The following is a 17,491-nucleotide window of genomic DNA, read 5'->3' as shown; positions in this document are numbered from 1 at the left end:
GCACCACCCAAGAGCCAATTCGTGGCCATCCGAGCAGACCAATTACGGGAACCCGATGAGCTTCCAGGTGCACGTGGCGGGGCCGGACGATCTTGTCGTGCAGGTGTACCGGCAGCTGCGCGAGGCCATCCTCGACGGCCGGCTGCGGCCCGGCGAGCGGCTGCCGGCCACCCGGGAACTGGCCCGCAGCGCGGCGGTGTCCCGCAACACCGTCTCCACCGCCTACGAGCGGCTGCTGGCCGAGGGTTTCGTCACCGCCCGGGTCGGCTCGGGCACCTATGTGGACGGCACCGCGGCCGGGCCCCGGCCGGCCGCGACCGCCCCGGGCGGCATCCTGCGACCGCGCCGCGCCTGGCGGGACCTCCCGCTGCCCGCGCCCGAGCCCCCGCTCCCCCGGTACGACCTGCGGCCCGACGCCCCCGACGCGACCCTGTTCCCGCTGCCGTCGTGGCGCCGCCTGGTGACCCGGGAGCTGCGCGCCGCCACCCTGGCGGGCGGCCGCGCCGATCCGGCCGGCCATCCCGCGCTGCGCGCCGCGGTGGCCCGCTGGCTGGGCATCTCCCGCTCGATCCGGACCGGCCCCGACGCCGTGCTGATCACCCACGGCGCGCAGCAGGCGCTCGACCTCATCGGCCGGGTGCTGGTGGAGCCGGGCGACGTGGTGGCCGTCGAGGAGCCGGGTTATCCGCCCGTCCACCGGCTGTTCCGGTCGCTGGGCGCGACCGTGGTGGGCGTGCCGGTCGACGCCGAGGGCCTGGTGGTCGACGCGCTGCCGGCGGCCGCGCGGATCGTCTACACCACCCCGTCGCACCAGTTCCCGATGGGCGTGCCGCTGTCGCCGGCCCGGCGCCGGGCGCTGCTGGCCTGGGCCGACCGGCACCACAGCGCGATCATCGAGGACGACTACGACAGCGAGTTCCGCTTCCGGAAACGGCCGCTGGAACCGTTGCAGAGCCTGGACGGCAGCGGCCGCGTCATCTACGTCGGCACCTTCTCCAAGACCATGCTGCCGGCGCTGCGGCTGGGCTTCCTGGTCGCGCCGGCCACCCTGGGCCCGGCCCTGCTGCACGCCCGCCAGGTCTGCGACCTGTACGGCAGCACCCACACCGAGGCCGCGATGGCCGCCTTCCTCGAGGAGGGCCTGTTCGCCCGCCACCTGCGCACCGCCACCCGCGCGTACGGCGCCCGGCACGCCCTGCTGCTCGACGCGCTGGGCGACGGGCCGCTGTCCCGGTGGCTGGCGCCGGTGGTGTCGGTGGCCGGCCTGCACCTGAGCGCCCACCTGCGCCCGGATGCCGGCGTCGATGCGGCGACCGTGGCCGCCCGGGCCGCGCGGGCCGGGGTCGCGGTGCAGACGCTGGGCGAGTTCTGCCTGACCCCGCCGGCCCGCGACGGGCTGGTGCTCGGTTTCGGCGCGATCCCGACCGACCGGCTGCCCGAGGCGCTGCGGCTGCTGGCCCGCTGTCTGCCCGGCTGACCGGCCCGCACGGCATTGGCCCGAACGGATCGGCGCGGATTGGCGCTACAGCCGGGCCCGGATCGGGCCGACGATGGGGCCGTCCGGTCCGTACCCGTCGAAGGCGGAACGATTGCACGCCGACACCCGCAAGGTCTCCGCCACGCTGGCGCGCACCCACCTGGTCAACGCGATCGGGGACGGCGCCTTCCTGGTCACGTTCGCGCTCTACTTCACCCACGTGGTCGGGCTGCCCGCGGCCCGCTTCGGGCTGGGCATGTCGCTGGCCTGGGCCGCCGGGTTCCTGGCGAGCGTCCCGGCGGGGCACCTGGCCGACCGCTTCGGCCCCCGCCGGGTCGCGGTCGCCCTGGCGGCGGGCACGGCGGTGACGGTGGCGGTGCTGCCGGCGGTCCGCGGCTTCCCGGCGTTCCTGGTGGTGATCTGCGCCTACGGCGTGTGCCAGTCGGGCCTGACCGGCGCGCGGCAGGCCCTGCTGACCCGGCTGGTCGCGCCCGCCGAGCGGACCCGGGTCCGGGCCCGGCTGCAGGCCCGGATCAACGGCGGGCTGGCGCTGGGCGCGGTCGCCGGCGCGGTCGCCCTGGCGGTGGACACCCGCGCGGCCTACCTGGCGGTGCTGGCCCTGGACGCGGTCGCGTTCGGCGTCGCCGCGCTGCTGCTCAGCCGGCTCCCGGCCGGTGCCGGCCCGGCCCCGGCGGCCGGTGCCGGGCGCGTGCTGACCGTGCTGCGGGATCGCCCGTACGCGGTGCTGACCGCGCTGAACGCCGTGATGCTGCTGTACATGCCGCTGCTGAGCCTGGTCATTCCCTTGTGGATCGCCGAGGCCACCGCGGCGCCGACCTGGCTGGCCGCCGCGGTGCTGGCGGTCAACACGGTCGGCGTGCTGCTGTTCCAGGTCCGGATCGCCCGGCGGGTCACCGACGTGGCGTCGGCGGCGCGCACCGTCCGCACCGCCGGGCTGGTCATGCTCGTCGCGTGCGCGGTCTTCGCCGCCACGGCCGGCACCGGCTCGCCGTGGCTGACCGGCGCGGTGCTGCTCACGGGCGCGCTGCTGCAGGTGCTGGCCGAGATGCTGCAGGCCGCCGGGAGCTGGGAGCTGAGCTTCGCGCTGGCGCCGGCCGGGCAGCACGGGCTCTACCAGGGCATGTACACCAGCGGCATCCCGCTGGCCCGGATCCTCGGCCCGGCCGCCCTGACCGGGCTGATCCTGGGCTACGGCGTGCCGGGCTGGCTGGCGCTCGGTGGCCTGATCGCGGGGGCCGGGCTGGCCACCGTACCGGTGACGCGGTGGGCGGCCCGGCACCGCCGGCGTCGGAATGCTTCCAGAATAATCTCTGCATAAAAGTCTCTGCAAGGCGTACCGTCGGGGGATGACCGACCCCCAGCAGGAGCGCCACGTCACCGATCCCGCCGACCTCAAGGCCGTGGCCCACCCGCTGCGGGTCCAGCTGCTCGCGCTGCTGCGCCGGCACGGCCCGGCGACCGCCACCGAGCTGGCGCGGCGGCTCGCCACCGAGACCGGCTCCACCAGCTACCACCTGCGCATCCTCGCCAAGCACGGGTTCGTCGCCGAGGCGCCGGCCGGGCCGGAGGGCCGCCGGCATCCGCGGGAGCGCCGCTGGGCGGCCGTGCACCGCACCACCGGGTGGAGCAACACCCGGCTCGCCGCGACCGACGCCGGCCGGGAGGCCGCGGCCATGATGCGCCGCCGCCAGGTCGAGGTGCTGGTCGGCGACGTCGAACGCTTCGAGGCCGAGCAGGACCGGCTGGACCCCGGCTGGGTCGAGGCCGCGGGCATCGGCGACCTGCAGGTCCGGCTGACCCTGGCCGGGCACGCCGAGCTGTGGGACAGGTTCTACGCCCACCTCGACGAGCTGCGGGCGCGCGACGCCGACGACCCGGCGGCCGCCGTGGTCTCCGTGGTGGTGGCCGGGTTCCCCCGCGCCGCGGACCGATGACCGGCGGGGCGGCCGCACGCCGCTACGCGCTGCTGAGCTTCCTGCTCTGGCTGCCGGCCGGGCTGTATCTGGTCCCGTTGGTGCTGCTGATGCTCGACCGCGGGCTGCCGGTCGCCACGATCGCGGTGGTCGGCGCCGTCTACGGGCTCACCACGGCGGCGCTGGAGCTGCCCACCGGCGGGCTGGCCGACGTGCTCGGGCGCCGGCCGGTCCTGATCGCCTCGGCGGTGGCCGGCGCCGCCGGGCTGCTGCTGCTGGGTCTGGCCGGCACGGTCGCGCTCTTCGTGGCCTCCGCGGTGCTGCGCGGGGCCGCCCGTGCCCTGTCCACCGGCCCGCTCGAGGCCTGGTACGTCGACACCGTGCACGCCGAGCACGGCCGCGACGCCGACCTGACCGCCGGCCTGGCCCGTGGTGAGGTCGCCGCCTCGCTGGCCCTGGGCGCCGGCACGCTGGTCGGCGGGCTGCTGCCGCTCGCCCTGGGCGCCGCCGGCCCGCTGCCGGCGCTGGCCGTGCCGGTCCTGCTCGCGGCCGGCGTGGAGGTGCTGCGGGCCGTGGTCACCACCCGGCTGCCCGAGCCCCCGCATCCGCGCCCGGCGGCGGGAGCCGTGCTGCGCGGTGTGCCCGCCACGGTCCTCGCGGGGCTGCGGGTGGCCGGCCGCGACCGGGCCCTGACCCGGCTGCTGCTGGCCGCCGGCGGGGCCGGCATCGCGCTGGGCACCATCGAGCTGCTCACGCCCGCCTGGCTGGCCGGGCTCTCCGCCGGCCCCCGCGCCGCCGCCACGTACGCGGTGGTCGCGGCGGCCGGGTTCGGTGCGGACGCGGCCGGCGGGATGCTCGCCGCGGGCGCGGTCCGCCGGCTCGGCTCGCACGCCCGGGCGGCCACGGCCGGCTGGACCGTGGCGGCGCTGGCCCTGGCCGGGCTGGCCGGCTGCGCGCTGCTCGCCGGGCCGGTGGCCATGGTGCTCGCCGGGATCGCGTACTGCCTGCTGTTCGCCGGGCTCGGCGCCGCCTTCCCGGCGCAGGCCCACCTGCTGCACGAGCGGGTCGCGCCCGGCGAGCGGGCGACCGTGCTGTCGGTGCAGTCGCTGCTGATGCAGGGTGTCGGCGCGGCCGGCATCCCGCTGATCGGCTGGTCGGCCACCCGCAACGGCATCGAGGTGGGCTACGCCGTCGCGGCGGTGGTGCTGCTGGCCTCGGCCGGGATCTTCCTGCGGCTGCGCACCGCCCACCCCGGGCCGGACCGCGCTGATCCGCTCCCGGCCGCACCGACGCCGGCGGCACGGTGATCAGCACGACCGACGAGTTGGCCGCGCGTCACCCGCAACGGTTCCGGGCCTTCGTGGTCGGCATCGCCGGCGACGCCGCGGCGGCCGCGCGTCAGGCGACCGCCCGGGTGCGGCCGGCCAGCTCCCGGACGACGTCGACGAACAGGTCGATGTCGGCCTGGGTGGTGCGCCAGTTGACCACGGCGGGCCGCAACGCGACCCGGCCGCCGTAGACGGTGGTGCCGCAGAAGACCCGGCCGTCGGCGAGCAGCGCCGCGCCGACGGCCCGGTTCCACCGGTCGAGCTCCTCCTCCGCCAAGCCGGGCAGCGCGACCCGGAAGCACACGATGCACAGCGGCACGTCGGCGAGGCGCTCCAGCTCGGGCGCCTCGTCGACCCGCCGGGCCAGGTGCTGGGCCAGGTCGAGGTGGCGCTCGACCATGGCGCGGTGGCCCTGCCGGCCGTACGCGGCCAGCGTCGCCCAGATCGGCAGCGCCCGGGCCCGCCGGGACGACTCGGGCCCGTACAGGCCGTAGCCGCCGGCCGGGTCCTCGCGCCCGGGCAGGTAGGCCGCCCCCGGCATCCCGAACGCGGTGCCGAGCCGGTCCGGCTCCCGCAGCAGCGCGAACCCGCTCTCGTACGGCACGTTGAGCCACTTGTGCCCGTCGGCGGCGACGGAGTCGGCCCGGTCGATGCCGCGGACCAGGTGCGCCGAGCGTGGCGACAGGGCGGCGAACAGCCCGAAGGCGCCGTCGACGTGCAGCCAGGCGCCGTACCGGCCGGCCAGGTCGGCCAGCGCGTCCACCGGGTCGAAGTCCCCGGCGTTGACCTCACCGGCGTTGGCGATCAGCACCGCGGGCGCACCGTCCGATGCGGCCAGCCGGCGCTCGACGGCGGCCAGGTCGACCCGGCCCACCGCGTCCCGGGAGAACACCTCGACGGCCTCCCGGCCGTGCCCGAGCATCTGCAGCGCCTTGCGGGCGGACGCGTGCACGTAGCCGCCGGAGAGCACCGGCATCCGCGGCAGCCCGGCGAGACCGTCCCGGACGGTGTCGGCGCCGTGCCGCTCGCCCCACCACTGGGTGGCACAGCCGAGCGCGGTGAAGTTCGCGAAGGTGGCGCTGCCGACCAGCGCCCCGCCCCAGCCGGCCGGCAGCCCGAACAGCTCCCGCAGCCAGTCGAGCGCCACGGTCTCGGCCCGGTGTGCGAACGGCGACGACACCCGGGCGAACGCGTTCTGGTCGAGCAGCGCCGCGGTCCAGTCGGCGGCGAGCGCGGCCGGGGTGGCGCCGCCGGTGACGAAGTGGAAGAACCGTGGCCCGGACGACGCGGTGGCGGCGGCCGTGCCGATCTCGAGCAGCCGGGCGACGGCCGCCGCGGTGCCGGCGCCGGCCTCGGGCAGCGGGCCGTCGAGCCCGGCCGGCAGCCCGGCCGCGGCGGGGTCCTGCACGGGCCGCTCGGCCAGCGAATCCAGGTACGGCCCGGCGGCGGCGGCCACCTGGGCGAGGGCCGGCGCGGCGGCGGCCCGGTCGAGCAGAGGATCAGCCATCCCCGCAGCCTGCCGCAGACCGGGCCGGCCCGACGTCCGTCGATCGGCCGGTCACCCGAGCGGCGCCCGGCCGCATCCGAGATCACGAAGTGTCACCTTGTGGGTATCCGTGAGCCACTGATCCATGTTCTGCTCAGGTACCCGTCGGCAGGACCGATGAGGGCTGGGATACGTGGAGGAGGAAAAGTGCCGATGCGCTGGCCGCGAGCCACGGCACCGGCGTGGCCCGTGCACGCCGTCACGGCAGCCCTGATCGCCGGCGCCGGCGCCGCGTACGCCCTGGCCGGCCCGGGCGGCCGCCCGGCGATCTACACGCTGGTCTCGGTGCTGCCGATCATCACGTTCCTGGCCGCGCTGGCCAGCGGTCACCTGCCGGACCGCCGCCCGTGGCTCATCGCCGTGGTGGGGCTGGTGCTGCTGTTCGCCGGTCAGCTGGGCTGGCCGGGCTGGATGAACGAGCACCACCTGGGCCGCGCGCAGGGCTCGATGCTCGACCTCATGCAGTCCACCGCGCACACGTTCTTCCTGGTCGGCACGGCCATGGCGATCCGCCGGCGGGCCCGGTCGGACCCGGCCGGCATCATCGACGCGGCGCTGTTCGGGCTGTGCGCGGGCGGGCCGCTCTGGGAGTGGGTGATCCAGCCGAACCTGCCCGCCGCGGCCACCCCGCTGGGCGAGACCCTGCTGCTGGCCGATCTGCTGGTGCTGGGCGCGGTCATCGGCTGCCTGCTGCGGCTCGGCGCGATGGCCCGGCCGGGCCGGGGCACGCTGGGCTATCTGCTGGTCACGGCGCTGCTGACGCTGGTCTCCACGGTCACCGGGACGCTGTCCACCGACGTCGGCAGCGGGTGGAGCACGGGGCTGATGCTGATGGCGTACCTGACCATCGCGGCCGCGCCGCTGGCGCCGGACGCCCCCGCGATGACCGTGCCGGTGCCGCGCACCGGCCACGTGGCCGGCCGCCAGCGGCTCGGCTGGCTGGCCGCGGCGCTGAGCGCCAACCCGCTGATCGCGGCGGTGCAGGTGGTGCGCGGCTCCGAGTCGGCGAGCCTGCTGCTGCCGGTGGGCACGCTGCTGGTGGTGCCGCTGGTGCTGCTGCGCATCCGGCACCTGTCGGCGCAGCGCGACCGGGCCGAGCGGACGCTGGCCTACCACGCCACCCACGACGAGCTGACCGGGCTGTACAACCGGCGGCACATCGCCGCCGAGATCGACCGCGCGCTCGCCGAGGTGCAGCGGGGCACGCTGGACGAGGTGACGATCCTGCTCTGCGACCTGGACGGCTTCAAGCCGGTCAACGACCGGTACGGCCACCCGGCCGGCGACGCCGTCCTGAAGGCGGTCGCCGAACGGCTGACCGCCACCGTCCGCCGCGACGACCTGGTCGGCCGGCTGGGCGGCGACGAGTTCCTGATCGTCTGCCGGGGCACGCTGGGCCCGGACGCGGGCGACCTGCCCGCCCGGATCACCGAGGCCGTACGCGCGCCGTTCCCGCTGCCCGAGGGCGTGGTGTCGGTGGGCGTGACCACCGGCCTGGCGCAGGCCGGCCCGGGCCGGGCGGCCGACCGTGACCTGCTGATCGGCCTGGCCGACGCCGCCATGTACGCGGGCAAGGCGGCCCGCGGCGGGGACGCCCGCCGGGTCGACGCCGCACCCTGACGGCCCCGCCTGCGCGCCACCGCGGCCGGGCGGCACACTGTGCGCGTGCGGAAGAAGATTCTCATCACCGGGGCGAGTGCCGGGCTGGGCGAGCAGATGGCCCGCGACTTCGCCGCGCGCGGGCGTGACCTCGCGCTGTGCGCGCGCCGGCTGGACCGGCTGGAGGCCCTGCGCGACGAGCTGCTCGCCGCCCATCCCGGCCTCACCGTCGCGGTGCGGCAGCTGGACGTGACCGACCACGCGCAGGTGTTCGCGGTGTTCCAGGCCTTCCGCGCGGACCTGGGCGGACTGGACCGGGTGATCGTCAACGCCGGCGGCGGCAAGGGCCGGCCGGTCGGCACCGGCGGCTTCGCGGAGAACCTGGCCAGCGCCCGCACCAACTTCGTGGCGGCGCTGGCGCAGTGCGAGGCCGCGGTGGAGATCTTCCGCGACCAGCGGCACGGACACCTCGTGATGATCTCCTCGATGAGCGCGATGCGCGGCCTGCCCCGCGGCATGACCACCTACGCCGCCACCAAGGCGGGCGTGGCCGCGCTGGCCGAGGGCATCCGCGCCGACCTGCTGGGCACCGCAATCAAGGTCACCACCGTGTACCCCGGTTACATCGTCTCGGAGGCCAACCCGGCCGCGCGGCCCAAGCCGCTGATGGTCTCCACCGAGCGCGGGGTCCGGGCGATGGTGCGCGCCATCGAGCGGGAACGCCCGAAGGCCCAGGTGCCGGCGTGGCCCTGGGTGCCGCTGGGCCTGCTGATGCGGCACGCGCCGCTGCGCGCGGTGGCCCGCTTCAGCTGAGCCCGGATCGCGGTCCGGAATCCACCGCGGGTTCATCCGGCGCACCGGGTCCGGCCACCCACGGCCCGCAGGCTGCCAGGAACCCATCGAGGAGGTTCCATGGACAGGCGAACGATGCTGCGCGCGACCGTGGTCGGCGCGGGGGCGGTGGCGCTGCCCTTCACCGCGTGGTCGGCGGCGTACGGCGCCCCGGCCCAGAACGCGACCGGCCCGTACGGCCCGCTGCAACCGGCCGACGCCCACGGCATCCAGCTGCCGGCCGGGTTCACCAGCACCGTCGTGGCCCGGTCCCGGCAGACCGTCGGCGGCACGTCGTACGTCTGGCACGACGCCCCCGACGGCGGCGCGGTCATCCCGAACGGCACCGGCTGGGTCTACGTGTCCAACTCCGAGGTCGGCTCCGCGGCCGGCGGCGGCGCCTCGCGGATCCTGTTCAACTCCGCCGGCGCCGTCGTCGGCGCGTCCCGGATCCTGTCGGGCACCAGCCAGAACTGCGCCGGCGGCAAGACGCCCTGGCACACCTGGCTGTCCTGTGAGGAGATCAGCCGGGGCCGGGTCTTCGAGACGTACCCGCTGGGCGGCACGGCCGTCGACCGCCCGGCCATGGGCCGGTTCAAGCACGAGGCCGCGGCCGCGGACCCGGTACGCCGGGCCGTCTACCTCACCGAGGACGAGACCGACGGCCGGTTCTACCGGTTCGTCCCCACCACCTGGGGCGACCTGTCCGCCGGCACCCTGCAGGTGTTCCGGGCGGGCACCGCGACCTCCGGCAGCTTCACCTGGGCGACCGTGCCGGACCCGGACGGCTCCCCCACCGCCACCCGCTACCAGGTGTCCGGCGCCAAGTCGTTCAACGGCGGCGAGGGCTGCCACTACGCCGACGACACCGTCTGGTTCACCACCAAGGGCGACAACCGGGTCTGGCAGGTGAACCTGGCGGCCGGCACCTACGAGCTGGCCTACGACGACAACCTGGTCAGCCCGGGCAGCGCCCCACTGTCCGGGGTGGACAACATCACCGGCACCGCCGCCGGTGACCTGTACGTCGCCGAGGACGGCGGGACGATGGACATCTGCATCATCACCCCGGACGACACCGTCTCGACGTTCCTGCGGGTCACCGGGCAGAGCGGGTCGGAGATCACCGGGCCCGCGTTCACCCCGGCCGGCGACCGCCTGTACTTCTCCTCCCAGCGCGGCACGAGCGGCGCCTCGTCCGGCGGCATCACCTACTGCGTGACCGGCCCCTTCCGCCGCTAGGAACGGGGCAGACGGCGGCAGCCGGCTTCCGTAGCCTGCCCCGGTGACTGTTTCGCCGGCCGAGCTGCGCTGCCGCTTCACCGTCGCCGGGGCCGACGGCGCGCCGCGCGCCGTCGGCACGGTGACCGCGATCTGGTACCGGAACGCCTTCGCGGGCCGGTTCTTCTTCGAGACACGCCGTGAGCAGGCCGCCGGATCGATCTATCAGCGGTCCGGCCTGGCGGAGCTGACCGGGCTCGGCGACGCCGCTTTCACCTATCACGACAGCGACGCCCGCTTCCGGGTCGCCACGCTGGACTCCAACCTGTTGCTGGACCTCCAGGTGGCCGTCGTCCCGGGTGATCCACTTTGGCGAGCGGGCCAGGTGGGGCCGCCTTTCGCGGCGCTGGCCGACACGCTGCGGGCCTCGCTGCCGCGGCTCCGCTGACGGGGCACCGCGGATGATAACCGGACAAAGTTGATAGAATGGTCGAATGAGTAAGAAAGCCAATAACTTCCTCCCCGCCCCGCGTCGCCTGACCGCGGCCGCCCTGGCGCTGACCGCGGCGACCGCCCTGGTGGCGTACGCCCAGCCGGCCAGCGCCTCCTCGCACCGGCCCTGCGCGATCGTCAAGCACCGCAGCACCGCCGGCGTGACCACGGTCGGCACCGCCACGGCGACCCTCGGCGCCGACGGGGTCCGGCTGACCACCGCCCGGTCGGCGAACCCCGACAAGGTGTCGTGGCAGACGCTGGTCAAGCCGGTGCTCGCCGCCGCCGTCACCGAGGTCAGCTACGAGACGATGAAGCTGGACAGCACGGCCGGCGACAACAACGTCGTCAACGACGCCGCGCTGCCCGCGTACCACATCTTCGTGCGGACCGACGCCGGCGCCGGCGTGCTGATCTACGAGCCGTACAACTACCTGGCCACGATCGGCGGCGGCAACCCGCAGCGCGGCGTGCGCACGGAGTGGAACGTGCTGACCGGTCCGCTGTGGACGTCCTCGACGACCATCGCCGGCCTGCCGAAGACCGCGGGCGGCCCGGCGACCAAGACCTTCGCCCAGGTCGTCGCGGACAACCCGCGGATGACGGTCACCGGGATCGGCTTCGGCCTCGGCACCTACAACGCCGGGGTGATCGCCGTCCTGGACGAGCAGCGCTTCGCCACCACCCGCACCTGCTCCGAGCACCAGTGGTCCACCAGCTTCAAGAACGGCCGCTGGTGGCCGGGCCGGACCCGCTGACCCGCACCCGGTGACGTCCGGGCCGGGTGGGTTCGCCCACCCGGCCCGCTCAGGCTCCGGCCCCGGTGGTCAGCCGCACGGCGGTGTACCCCCGCAGGACGAAGGTCGGGCGCTGGACCGGCTCCGCGGCCAGCGCGAGCCGCGGCGCGTGGTCGAGCAGCGCACCGACCGCCGTCCGCAGCTCCAGGCGGGCCAGCGGGGCGCCGAGGCAGAAGTGCAGGCCGGCGCCGAAGCCGACGTGCGGGTTGGGGTCACGCCCGACGTCGAAGGTGTCCGGGTCGGCGAAGACCGCCGGGTCGCGGTTGGCGGCGCCGAGCAGCGCGGCCACCTCGCCACCGGCCGGGATCGGCACCCCGGCCAGCACCACGTCGGTGGCGGCGGTGCGGACGAACATGTGCAGCGGCGGGTCGTACCGGATCATCTCCTCCGCCGCGGTGCGCAGCAGCCCCCGGTCGGCGCGCAGCCGGGCGAGCTGCGCGGGATGCCGCAGCAGCGCCACCACACCGCCGCCGAACGCGTTGACCGACGCCTCGTGGCCGGCGTTGAGCAGCAGGATCGCCGACGCGACGAGCTCGTCGGCGGAGAGCCGGTCGGTGCCGTCGCGGACCGCCACCAGTGCGCTGATCAGGTCGTCGCGCGGCTCGGCGCGGCGCCGGGCGGCCAGGTCGCGCACGTAGCCGGCGAACTCCCGGCAGGCGGTCAGCGCGGCGGCCTCCGTCTCCGGGGTCCGGGTCACCTCGTACATCCGCACGATCGCCGCCGACCACGGGCGCAGCCGGTGCCGGTCGGCGACCGGCACGCCGAGCAGCTCGGCGATGACCGTGACGGCGAGCGGCTCGGCAACCTCGGCGAGCAGGTCGAACTCGGGCCCGGTGGCGGCCAGCAGCGCGGTGGCCTCGGCGGCGACCGCCGGGCCCAGCCGCGCGACGTGCCCGCGGGTGAACGCCCGGGCGACCAGCGACCGCAGCCGGGTGTGCACCGGGGGCTCGTTCTCCATCATCTGCTCGCGGTGCAGCAGGTTGAACGGCTCGTAGACCGCCGCGGGCTCACGGTCACGCCAGAACCGGCCGAGCCGCCGGTCCCGCAGCACGGCCCCCACCGTGGCGTGATCGGCCGCCACCCACCGGCCGGTCGGCGCGTGCCGGCTCACCGGCCCTCGCTCACGCAGCACCGCCAGCCCGGGGTACGGGTCCCGCAGGAACTCCGGATCCGTGAAATCGACGTCCACCCCGGCACGGTAACCCGTCCAGGATCCAGGACCGCACCCACGAGATCACCCAGCGCAGACCCGATCGTGATGACCCACGCCCGCGCGCTGACCATCAACGGCGCCATGGGCCGCCTGCCCTGACCGACCGGGTCAGCGGTGGCGCTGGGCCTGCCGGCGGGCGGCGGCGAAGGCACGCGCCGGGCTGCCCAGCACGGGCCGGTAGCACCACGGCCAGTCGGTGACCCGGTCGCCGATCAGGTCGAAGACCCGCGCTGCCCGGGCGTACTCGCCGGTCGCGGTCAGCGCCATCGCGAACGTGTTCAGCCGCGGCGGCCAGCCGAACCGCGGCACGAACGCCGGGTGCAGGACGGAGTGCTCGGCCGCGGTCACCACGTCGGCCCGGACCGGCCCGCTGATCAGGTACGCGTCGTCCTCGCCGCCGGGCAGGCTGAGCCAGTACTCCAGGTGGGCGACGACCAGCAGCTCCGGCAGCAGGCTGCCGTGCGGCGCGCGGGCCGTGGCCTCCCGGGCGAAGGCGAACATCTGCTGGTGGCTGCCGAACCACTTGCCGCACAGGTACTGCAGCCGCTGCTCGTGGGCGACCAGGTGGTCGGGGACCCGCCTGGTCACCTCGGCGAACCGGGCCTCGGCCTCCTCCGGGCCGACCTGCCGGCCGCGGGCCGACAGGGTCAGCCAGGTCCAGGCGGTGACCTCGCCGGGGTCGCGGGCGACCACCTCGTACAGGCACTCCTCGGCGAACTCGAGCCGGCGGAAGAACTCCTGGAACTGCTGCGCGCGGGTGAACTGCGCGTAGCGGGCGCCGCGGGCCTCCCAGGCCCAGCTGACCCCGTGACACCCCTGCAGCAACAACGGCAACGTGGCGCCCGGCTCGGCGGCGACCCACTCGCCGATCCAGTCCTGCACCCCGGCGGCGTCGGCGGCGACCTCCATCAGGCAGGCGTGGTCGTCCGGGCCGGCGGCGGTCACGAAGATCTCCCGTACGGTCTGCCGGTCGCGCGCGCCCAGCGCGGCCAGCAACGCCCGCGCCCGCAGGTCACCGCAGGCCGGATCGATCACCGGCGTACGTCGGAACGGCCACATGCTGATCTTTCCTCCCCGTTGCCCGGCACAAGATCCTAGCCACCCCGGGAGCAATCGGCGCACCCCCGCTTCCACCAGGGAGAATGCTTGTACTCTGCGAGGGTGGACGACGGCGGCGGAGCGGCTGGACCGGCGGACCGAGAGGCGGAGATCGTCTCGGTGTGCCAGGCCGTCAGCGACCTGTTGCAGGCGCAGGAGATCCTCATCGAGACGCTCCGCGCACAGGGCATGCTCGATTCCCGGGCCACCGGCGTGCTCGCCGCGATCGACCAGCTGAAGGCCGAGGCCGAGCACACCCGGCAGCGCGCCTCGGTGCGAACGGCCTGACCGTGCCGGGCAGCGGCTGACCGGCGTCAGTACCGGAACTGCGTGACCAGGGTCTGCAGGTCGCTGGACATCCGGGCGAGGTCGGCCGCCGCGATCCTGGCCTCCTCGACGCCGGCCCGGGTGCTGTCCGCGGCGGTGGCGACCGCGGTGATGTTGGCGGCGATCTCCTCGGACCCGGTGGCCGCCTGGGAGATGTTGCGGCTGATCTCGTTGGTGGTGGCCGTCTGCTCCTCGACCGCCGAGGCGATCGTGGTCTGCAGATCGTTGATCTGCTGGATGACCCCGCTGATCTGGTTGATCGCCTGGGCCGCCCGGGCGGCGTCGGCCTGGATGTTGGTGACCTTGGCGGTGATGTCGCCGGTGGCGCGGGCGGTCTCCTGTGCCAGGTCCTTGACCTCGCTGGCGACCACGGCGAAGCCCTTGCCGGCGTCGCCGGCCCGGGCGGCCTCGATCGTCGCGTTGAGCGCGAGCAGGTTCGTCTGCGCCGCAATCGCGGTGATGACCTTGAGGACGTCGCCGATCTCGGCCGAGGAGGCGCTGAGCTGACCCACGGTGGTGGTGGCCTCGGACGCGTTGGTGACGGCCATATCGGCGACCCGGGCCGCCTCGGAGGAGCTCTGCGCGATCTCCCGGATCGACGCGGACATCTCCTCGCTGCCGGCCGCGACGGTCTGCACATTGGTGGACACTTCTTCCGCGGCGGCGGCCACGGCGGTTGCCTGGGTGCCGGTCTCCTCAGCCGCGCCGGCGACCTGCCTGTTCGTCGTCGACAGTTCCTCCGAGCTGGCGGCCAGGGTGTGCGCGGTGTCCGCGACAGCGCCGATGGCGGTGCGGGTGCGCGCGTTGGCCGCGTCCAGCGCGGACGCCATGACGCCGATCTCGTCCCTGGTGCTGACGCCTGCGGTGGCGGTCAGATCCCCTTCCGCGACCGCGTTGATGGCCTCGGAGACCCTGCGCAGCGGAGCCGTGATGCATCGTGCGGCGTAGAGCGACAGGGCCAGCGCGAGAAGGATGCCGGAGCACAGCACCACGATCAGCTGCGTCCGGCCGTTCTCGAAGGCGTCTCTGGCCAGCATCGCGGTGTGCTGTCCGTCCGCCGCCTCGATCTTCCTGAGGTCCGCCAGCACGTCGACCGCCTGGACCGCGAGCGGGTTGACCGCCGCCAGCGCTGCGTTGAAGGCCTTTTCGTCATCGCCGCGGGCGGCCGGCATGGTCGTCGTGTCTCGGGCCTGCTTGTACGCCGCCCAGTCGGCCTCGAACTGCCGCAGCCGGGCCGGTTCCGGGGCGACCGGTCGATAGATGGCGATGTCCGCGTCGATCGCCGTGTCGGCAGCTGCCATCCGCTGGACGGCCGCATCCTGGGCGGCGCCGTCATTGAGGAAGACGTCGCGGATGGCGATCCGGACGCGTTCGACCTGGAGCCCCGCGTCGGCCAGGTAGCCGGCCGGCACCAGGTTGTAGGTGGCGATCCGGTCGCCGGCCCGGTAGACCGTGCCCAGCGTGCTGATCCCGATCAGGCCGGTGCCGATCCCCGCGACCGCGACGGCGCCGACCGCGATGAGGATCTTGCTGCGGACCCTGCGGTTGTTGAACCACCGTCCCAGCGGGTTGCCGCCCCGGAGGGTCGGACTCGAACCGACGACCGGAATCATCATTGCTGTCTCATTCCCCCGAGGAAAAGTTCCGTGAGTCCGGCGGTGGTCACGGGCCGAGCTCGTCCGCGTGCGCGCGCAGCGCGCTCCAGCCCAGCACGCCGGTCACGTGCCGCAGACCGGCGCCGATGCGCAGGCCCTGGTCGTCGATGGTGAACTCGTGCACGGCCTTGCTGTGGTCGCTGTTGCGCATCTTGACGATGTTCAGGGCCCGGCCGGTCGCGGTCTCCCGCTCGAGGTACCGCAACAGGATCACGTTGTGGAACAGGAACATGACGCCGCCGATGGGTTCCGGGCTGGGGCCCAGGGCGGTGGTCTCGCTGGTGATCAGCACGGTGGCGCCGGCGTTGCGGATCAGTCCGATGAGGCTGCGCGCGTATGCCGGGAACCGGTCCGTCTCGCGGGCGGCGAAGACCATTTCGGCGAGGCTGTCGATCACGACCCGCCGGATCGGGCCGCGGGCCAGTTCCTCCCGGATCCGGGAGGCGAGCAGATCCAGATCGAGTTCGCCGAGCGGGACGTGCAGCACCACGAGGTCGTTGCGGTCGCGGGCCTCGGCCAGGTCCCAGCCGAAGCCCGACGCCATCGAGACGAGCTGGTCGGCGGTGTCCTGGAACGTGACGTAGAGGCAGGTGTCCCCCCGGCCGACGCCCTCGGTGACGAAACGCAGTCCCGCGATCGTCTTGCCCGCCCCGGACGGCCCGAGGACCAGGGTGGCCTCCCCGGCGCCGATCCCGCCACCCATCAGCTCGTCGAGGTGGCGGATCCCGCTGGGGATCCGCCCGGCGACGGCGACGGCCGGCCCGGTGTCGAGCGTCTCGATGCGGGGGAAGACCTCGAAGCCGGTGGAACAGATGCGGAAGGTGTGCTTGCCTTCCAGGTGGTGGGTGCCGCGCATCTTCACCACCCGCAGCCAGCGCCGGTCGATCGGTTCGCGGGGCTGGTAGGCGAGATGGACGATGGTGTCGGCGAGCGAGAACTCGACGCCGGAGGCCATCTCGTCGGGGGTGTACTCGCCCAGCAGCAGCGCCGTGTCGGTGTGCGTCAGGCGGCTGGTCAGGTCGTAGAACGCCATCCGCAGCTCGCGGTCCCCGGCGAAGTCCCGCAACGCCTTCGCGCTGTCGATCACCACGATGGTGGGGTTCTCCTCCGCCGTCTTGCGCGCCACCTCGTCGACCAGCGATGCCATCCGGCCGGACCGGTCGCCGCGGATGAGGTCGCCCAGGTGCAGATACTCCACCTCGGGACCCAGCGCCGCGGAGACGAAGAAGTCGAAGGACGCCAGGTGGCGCAGCAACTTGGCGTGCGGCTCCGACAGGGTGGTGTAGTAGACCGCCTTGCGCTCGGCGGTCGCATTGGCGAAGCACATCTGCTGCGCCAGGATGGTCTTGCCGGACCCGGGCGCGCCGGCCAGCACCGCGACCGAGCCGCGCTCGATCCCGCCGCCGAGAATCACGTCCAGGCCGGGCACGCCGGTCGCCACTCGCGTCATCGAGGATCCGCCTTCCGGGCCAGGAGCGCGGTCGCCGCCGCCAGCAGCTGGCTCGGCTGATACGGCTTGGTCAGCACCGCGTCGGCGCCGGCGGCCAGTTGCGCGTTGCTGGTCGCCGCGAGGATCGGGATCCGGGCGGTGCGCGGGTCGGCGCGCAGCCGCCGGATCAGCTCGGCCCCGTCCATCACCGGCATCATCATGTCGGTGACCACCAGGTCGGGAAGGGGCCCGGAGACGACCTCGAGCGCGGCCGCACCGTGGCCGGCGTCGATCACCTCGTGGCCCGCCCGCTCGAAGACCCGACGCATGATGTACCGCAGGTCCGGCTCATCGTCGACGACCAAGATCCTGGACAACGCAGACCCCCCACCCGTCCGCTGACACCCCGCTCGACCGGACCGGCGCCGACTCCGAATCAGCACCGGCGGATGCCGGGAAGGGAAGGTGTGGGCTGCTGCCGCGGGTATCGCCTGTCATCACGACCTCATCAGATCCGGGCTGACCAACCTCCGACGGGCGCGAC

Annotated in this window: 16 protein-coding genes; 10 read left to right on the top strand and 6 right to left on the bottom strand. The window is 74.7% G+C overall.

Translation table 11 applies throughout. The features are described from left to right. The first annotated feature begins 55 nt into the window (after positions 1 to 55). The 4 genes from ACIBQZ_RS12160 (at position 56) to ACIBQZ_RS12145 (ending at position 4,718) form a co-directional block, all read left to right on the top strand. Positions 56 to 1,477 (top strand): PLP-dependent aminotransferase family protein, encoded by a 1,422-nt coding sequence (locus tag ACIBQZ_RS12160; protein WP_396088615.1) that lies wholly within the window; start codon positions 56 to 58, stop codon positions 1,475 to 1,477. A gap of 112 nt (positions 1,478 to 1,589) precedes the next feature. Continuing rightward, positions 1,590 to 2,816: an MFS transporter gene (locus tag ACIBQZ_RS12155; RefSeq protein WP_396088614.1), complete on the top strand. Its 1,227-nt coding sequence runs from the start codon at positions 1,590 to 1,592 to the stop codon at positions 2,814 to 2,816. 28 nt (positions 2,817 to 2,844) lie between these two features. Then, entirely contained in the window at positions 2,845 to 3,432 is a 588-nt protein-coding gene (locus tag ACIBQZ_RS12150; protein WP_396088613.1) for a helix-turn-helix domain-containing protein, read from the top strand. Beyond that, on the top strand, positions 3,429 to 4,718 hold the full coding sequence (locus ACIBQZ_RS12145; RefSeq protein ID WP_396088612.1) for an MFS transporter: 1,290 nt from the start codon (positions 3,429 to 3,431) through the stop codon (positions 4,716 to 4,718). Before ACIBQZ_RS12150 ends, ACIBQZ_RS12145 begins: the two co-directional genes overlap by 4 nt. A 91-nt stretch (positions 4,719 to 4,809) precedes the next feature. Here ACIBQZ_RS12145 and ACIBQZ_RS12140 read toward each other — a convergent pair whose 3' ends face one another. Then, a complete protein-coding gene (locus ACIBQZ_RS12140; protein ID WP_396088611.1) occupies positions 4,810 to 6,246 on the bottom strand; it encodes a pyridoxal phosphate-dependent decarboxylase family protein in 1,437 nt (478 codons plus the stop codon). A gap of 192 nt (positions 6,247 to 6,438) precedes the next feature. Here ACIBQZ_RS12140 and ACIBQZ_RS12135 point away from each other — a divergent pair, with 192 nt between their 5' ends. From ACIBQZ_RS12135 to ACIBQZ_RS12115, 5 genes are all read left to right on the top strand, one after another. After that, the gene (locus ACIBQZ_RS12135) at positions 6,439 to 7,905 is read left to right on the top strand and encodes a GGDEF domain-containing protein (protein ID WP_396088610.1); all 1,467 of its coding nucleotides are present in this window, start codon (positions 6,439 to 6,441) and stop codon (positions 7,903 to 7,905) included. A gap of 45 nt (positions 7,906 to 7,950) precedes the next feature. After that, positions 7,951 to 8,697: an SDR family oxidoreductase gene (locus tag ACIBQZ_RS12130; RefSeq protein WP_396088609.1), complete on the top strand. Its 747-nt coding sequence runs from the start codon at positions 7,951 to 7,953 to the stop codon at positions 8,695 to 8,697. 99 nt (positions 8,698 to 8,796) lie between these two features. Further along, positions 8,797 to 9,957, top strand: a complete 1,161-nt coding sequence (locus ACIBQZ_RS12125; RefSeq protein WP_396088608.1) for an alkaline phosphatase PhoX — start codon at positions 8,797 to 8,799, stop codon at positions 9,955 to 9,957. Between the two features lie 43 nt (positions 9,958 to 10,000). Further along, positions 10,001 to 10,384 (top strand): hypothetical protein, encoded by a 384-nt coding sequence (locus ACIBQZ_RS12120; protein ID WP_396088607.1) that lies wholly within the window; start codon positions 10,001 to 10,003, stop codon positions 10,382 to 10,384. 46 nt (positions 10,385 to 10,430) lie between these two features. Beyond that, positions 10,431 to 11,186, top strand: coding sequence for a hypothetical protein (locus ACIBQZ_RS12115; RefSeq protein WP_396088606.1), 756 nt, complete (start codon positions 10,431 to 10,433; stop codon positions 11,184 to 11,186). 49 nt (positions 11,187 to 11,235) lie between these two features. Here ACIBQZ_RS12115 and ACIBQZ_RS12110 read toward each other — a convergent pair whose 3' ends face one another. After that, the gene (locus tag ACIBQZ_RS12110) at positions 11,236 to 12,414 is read right to left on the bottom strand and encodes a cytochrome P450 (protein ID WP_396088605.1); all 1,179 of its coding nucleotides are present in this window, start codon (positions 12,412 to 12,414) and stop codon (positions 11,236 to 11,238) included. Positions 12,415 to 12,546: 132 nt separating this feature from the next. Further along, complete coding sequence (locus ACIBQZ_RS12105; RefSeq protein WP_396088604.1) at positions 12,547 to 13,497, bottom strand: DUF4034 domain-containing protein; 951 nt, start codon at positions 13,495 to 13,497, stop codon at positions 12,547 to 12,549. A gap of 102 nt (positions 13,498 to 13,599) precedes the next feature. Between ACIBQZ_RS12105 and ACIBQZ_RS12100 the strand changes: the two genes are divergently transcribed. Next, positions 13,600 to 13,824, top strand: a complete 225-nt coding sequence (locus ACIBQZ_RS12100; protein ID WP_396088603.1) for a hypothetical protein — start codon at positions 13,600 to 13,602, stop codon at positions 13,822 to 13,824. Positions 13,825 to 13,850: 26 nt separating this feature from the next. Here ACIBQZ_RS12100 and ACIBQZ_RS12095 read toward each other — a convergent pair whose 3' ends face one another. Genes ACIBQZ_RS12095 through ACIBQZ_RS12085 form a run of 3 tightly spaced genes read right to left on the bottom strand, consistent with a single transcriptional unit; the run spans position 13,851 to position 17,324 of the window. After that, positions 13,851 to 15,479: a methyl-accepting chemotaxis protein gene (locus tag ACIBQZ_RS12095; protein ID WP_396088602.1), complete on the bottom strand. Its 1,629-nt coding sequence runs from the start codon at positions 15,477 to 15,479 to the stop codon at positions 13,851 to 13,853. Between the two features lie 46 nt (positions 15,480 to 15,525). Beyond that, on the bottom strand, positions 15,526 to 16,968 hold the full coding sequence (locus tag ACIBQZ_RS12090; protein ID WP_396088601.1) for an RAD55 family ATPase: 1,443 nt from the start codon (positions 16,966 to 16,968) through the stop codon (positions 15,526 to 15,528). Next, positions 16,965 to 17,324, bottom strand: coding sequence for a response regulator (locus ACIBQZ_RS12085; protein WP_396088600.1), 360 nt, complete (start codon positions 17,322 to 17,324; stop codon positions 16,965 to 16,967). Before ACIBQZ_RS12085 ends, ACIBQZ_RS12090 begins: the two co-directional genes overlap by 4 nt. Positions 17,325 to 17,491: the final 167 nt, after the last annotated feature.

The sequence above is a fragment of the Actinoplanes sp. NPDC049599 genome, from assembly GCF_044465625.1.
Classification (GTDB): domain Bacteria; phylum Actinomycetota; class Actinomycetes; order Mycobacteriales; family Micromonosporaceae; genus Actinoplanes.
Note: the sequence above shows the minus strand (reverse complement) of the source record. Positions and strands in the feature narration are given on the sequence as shown.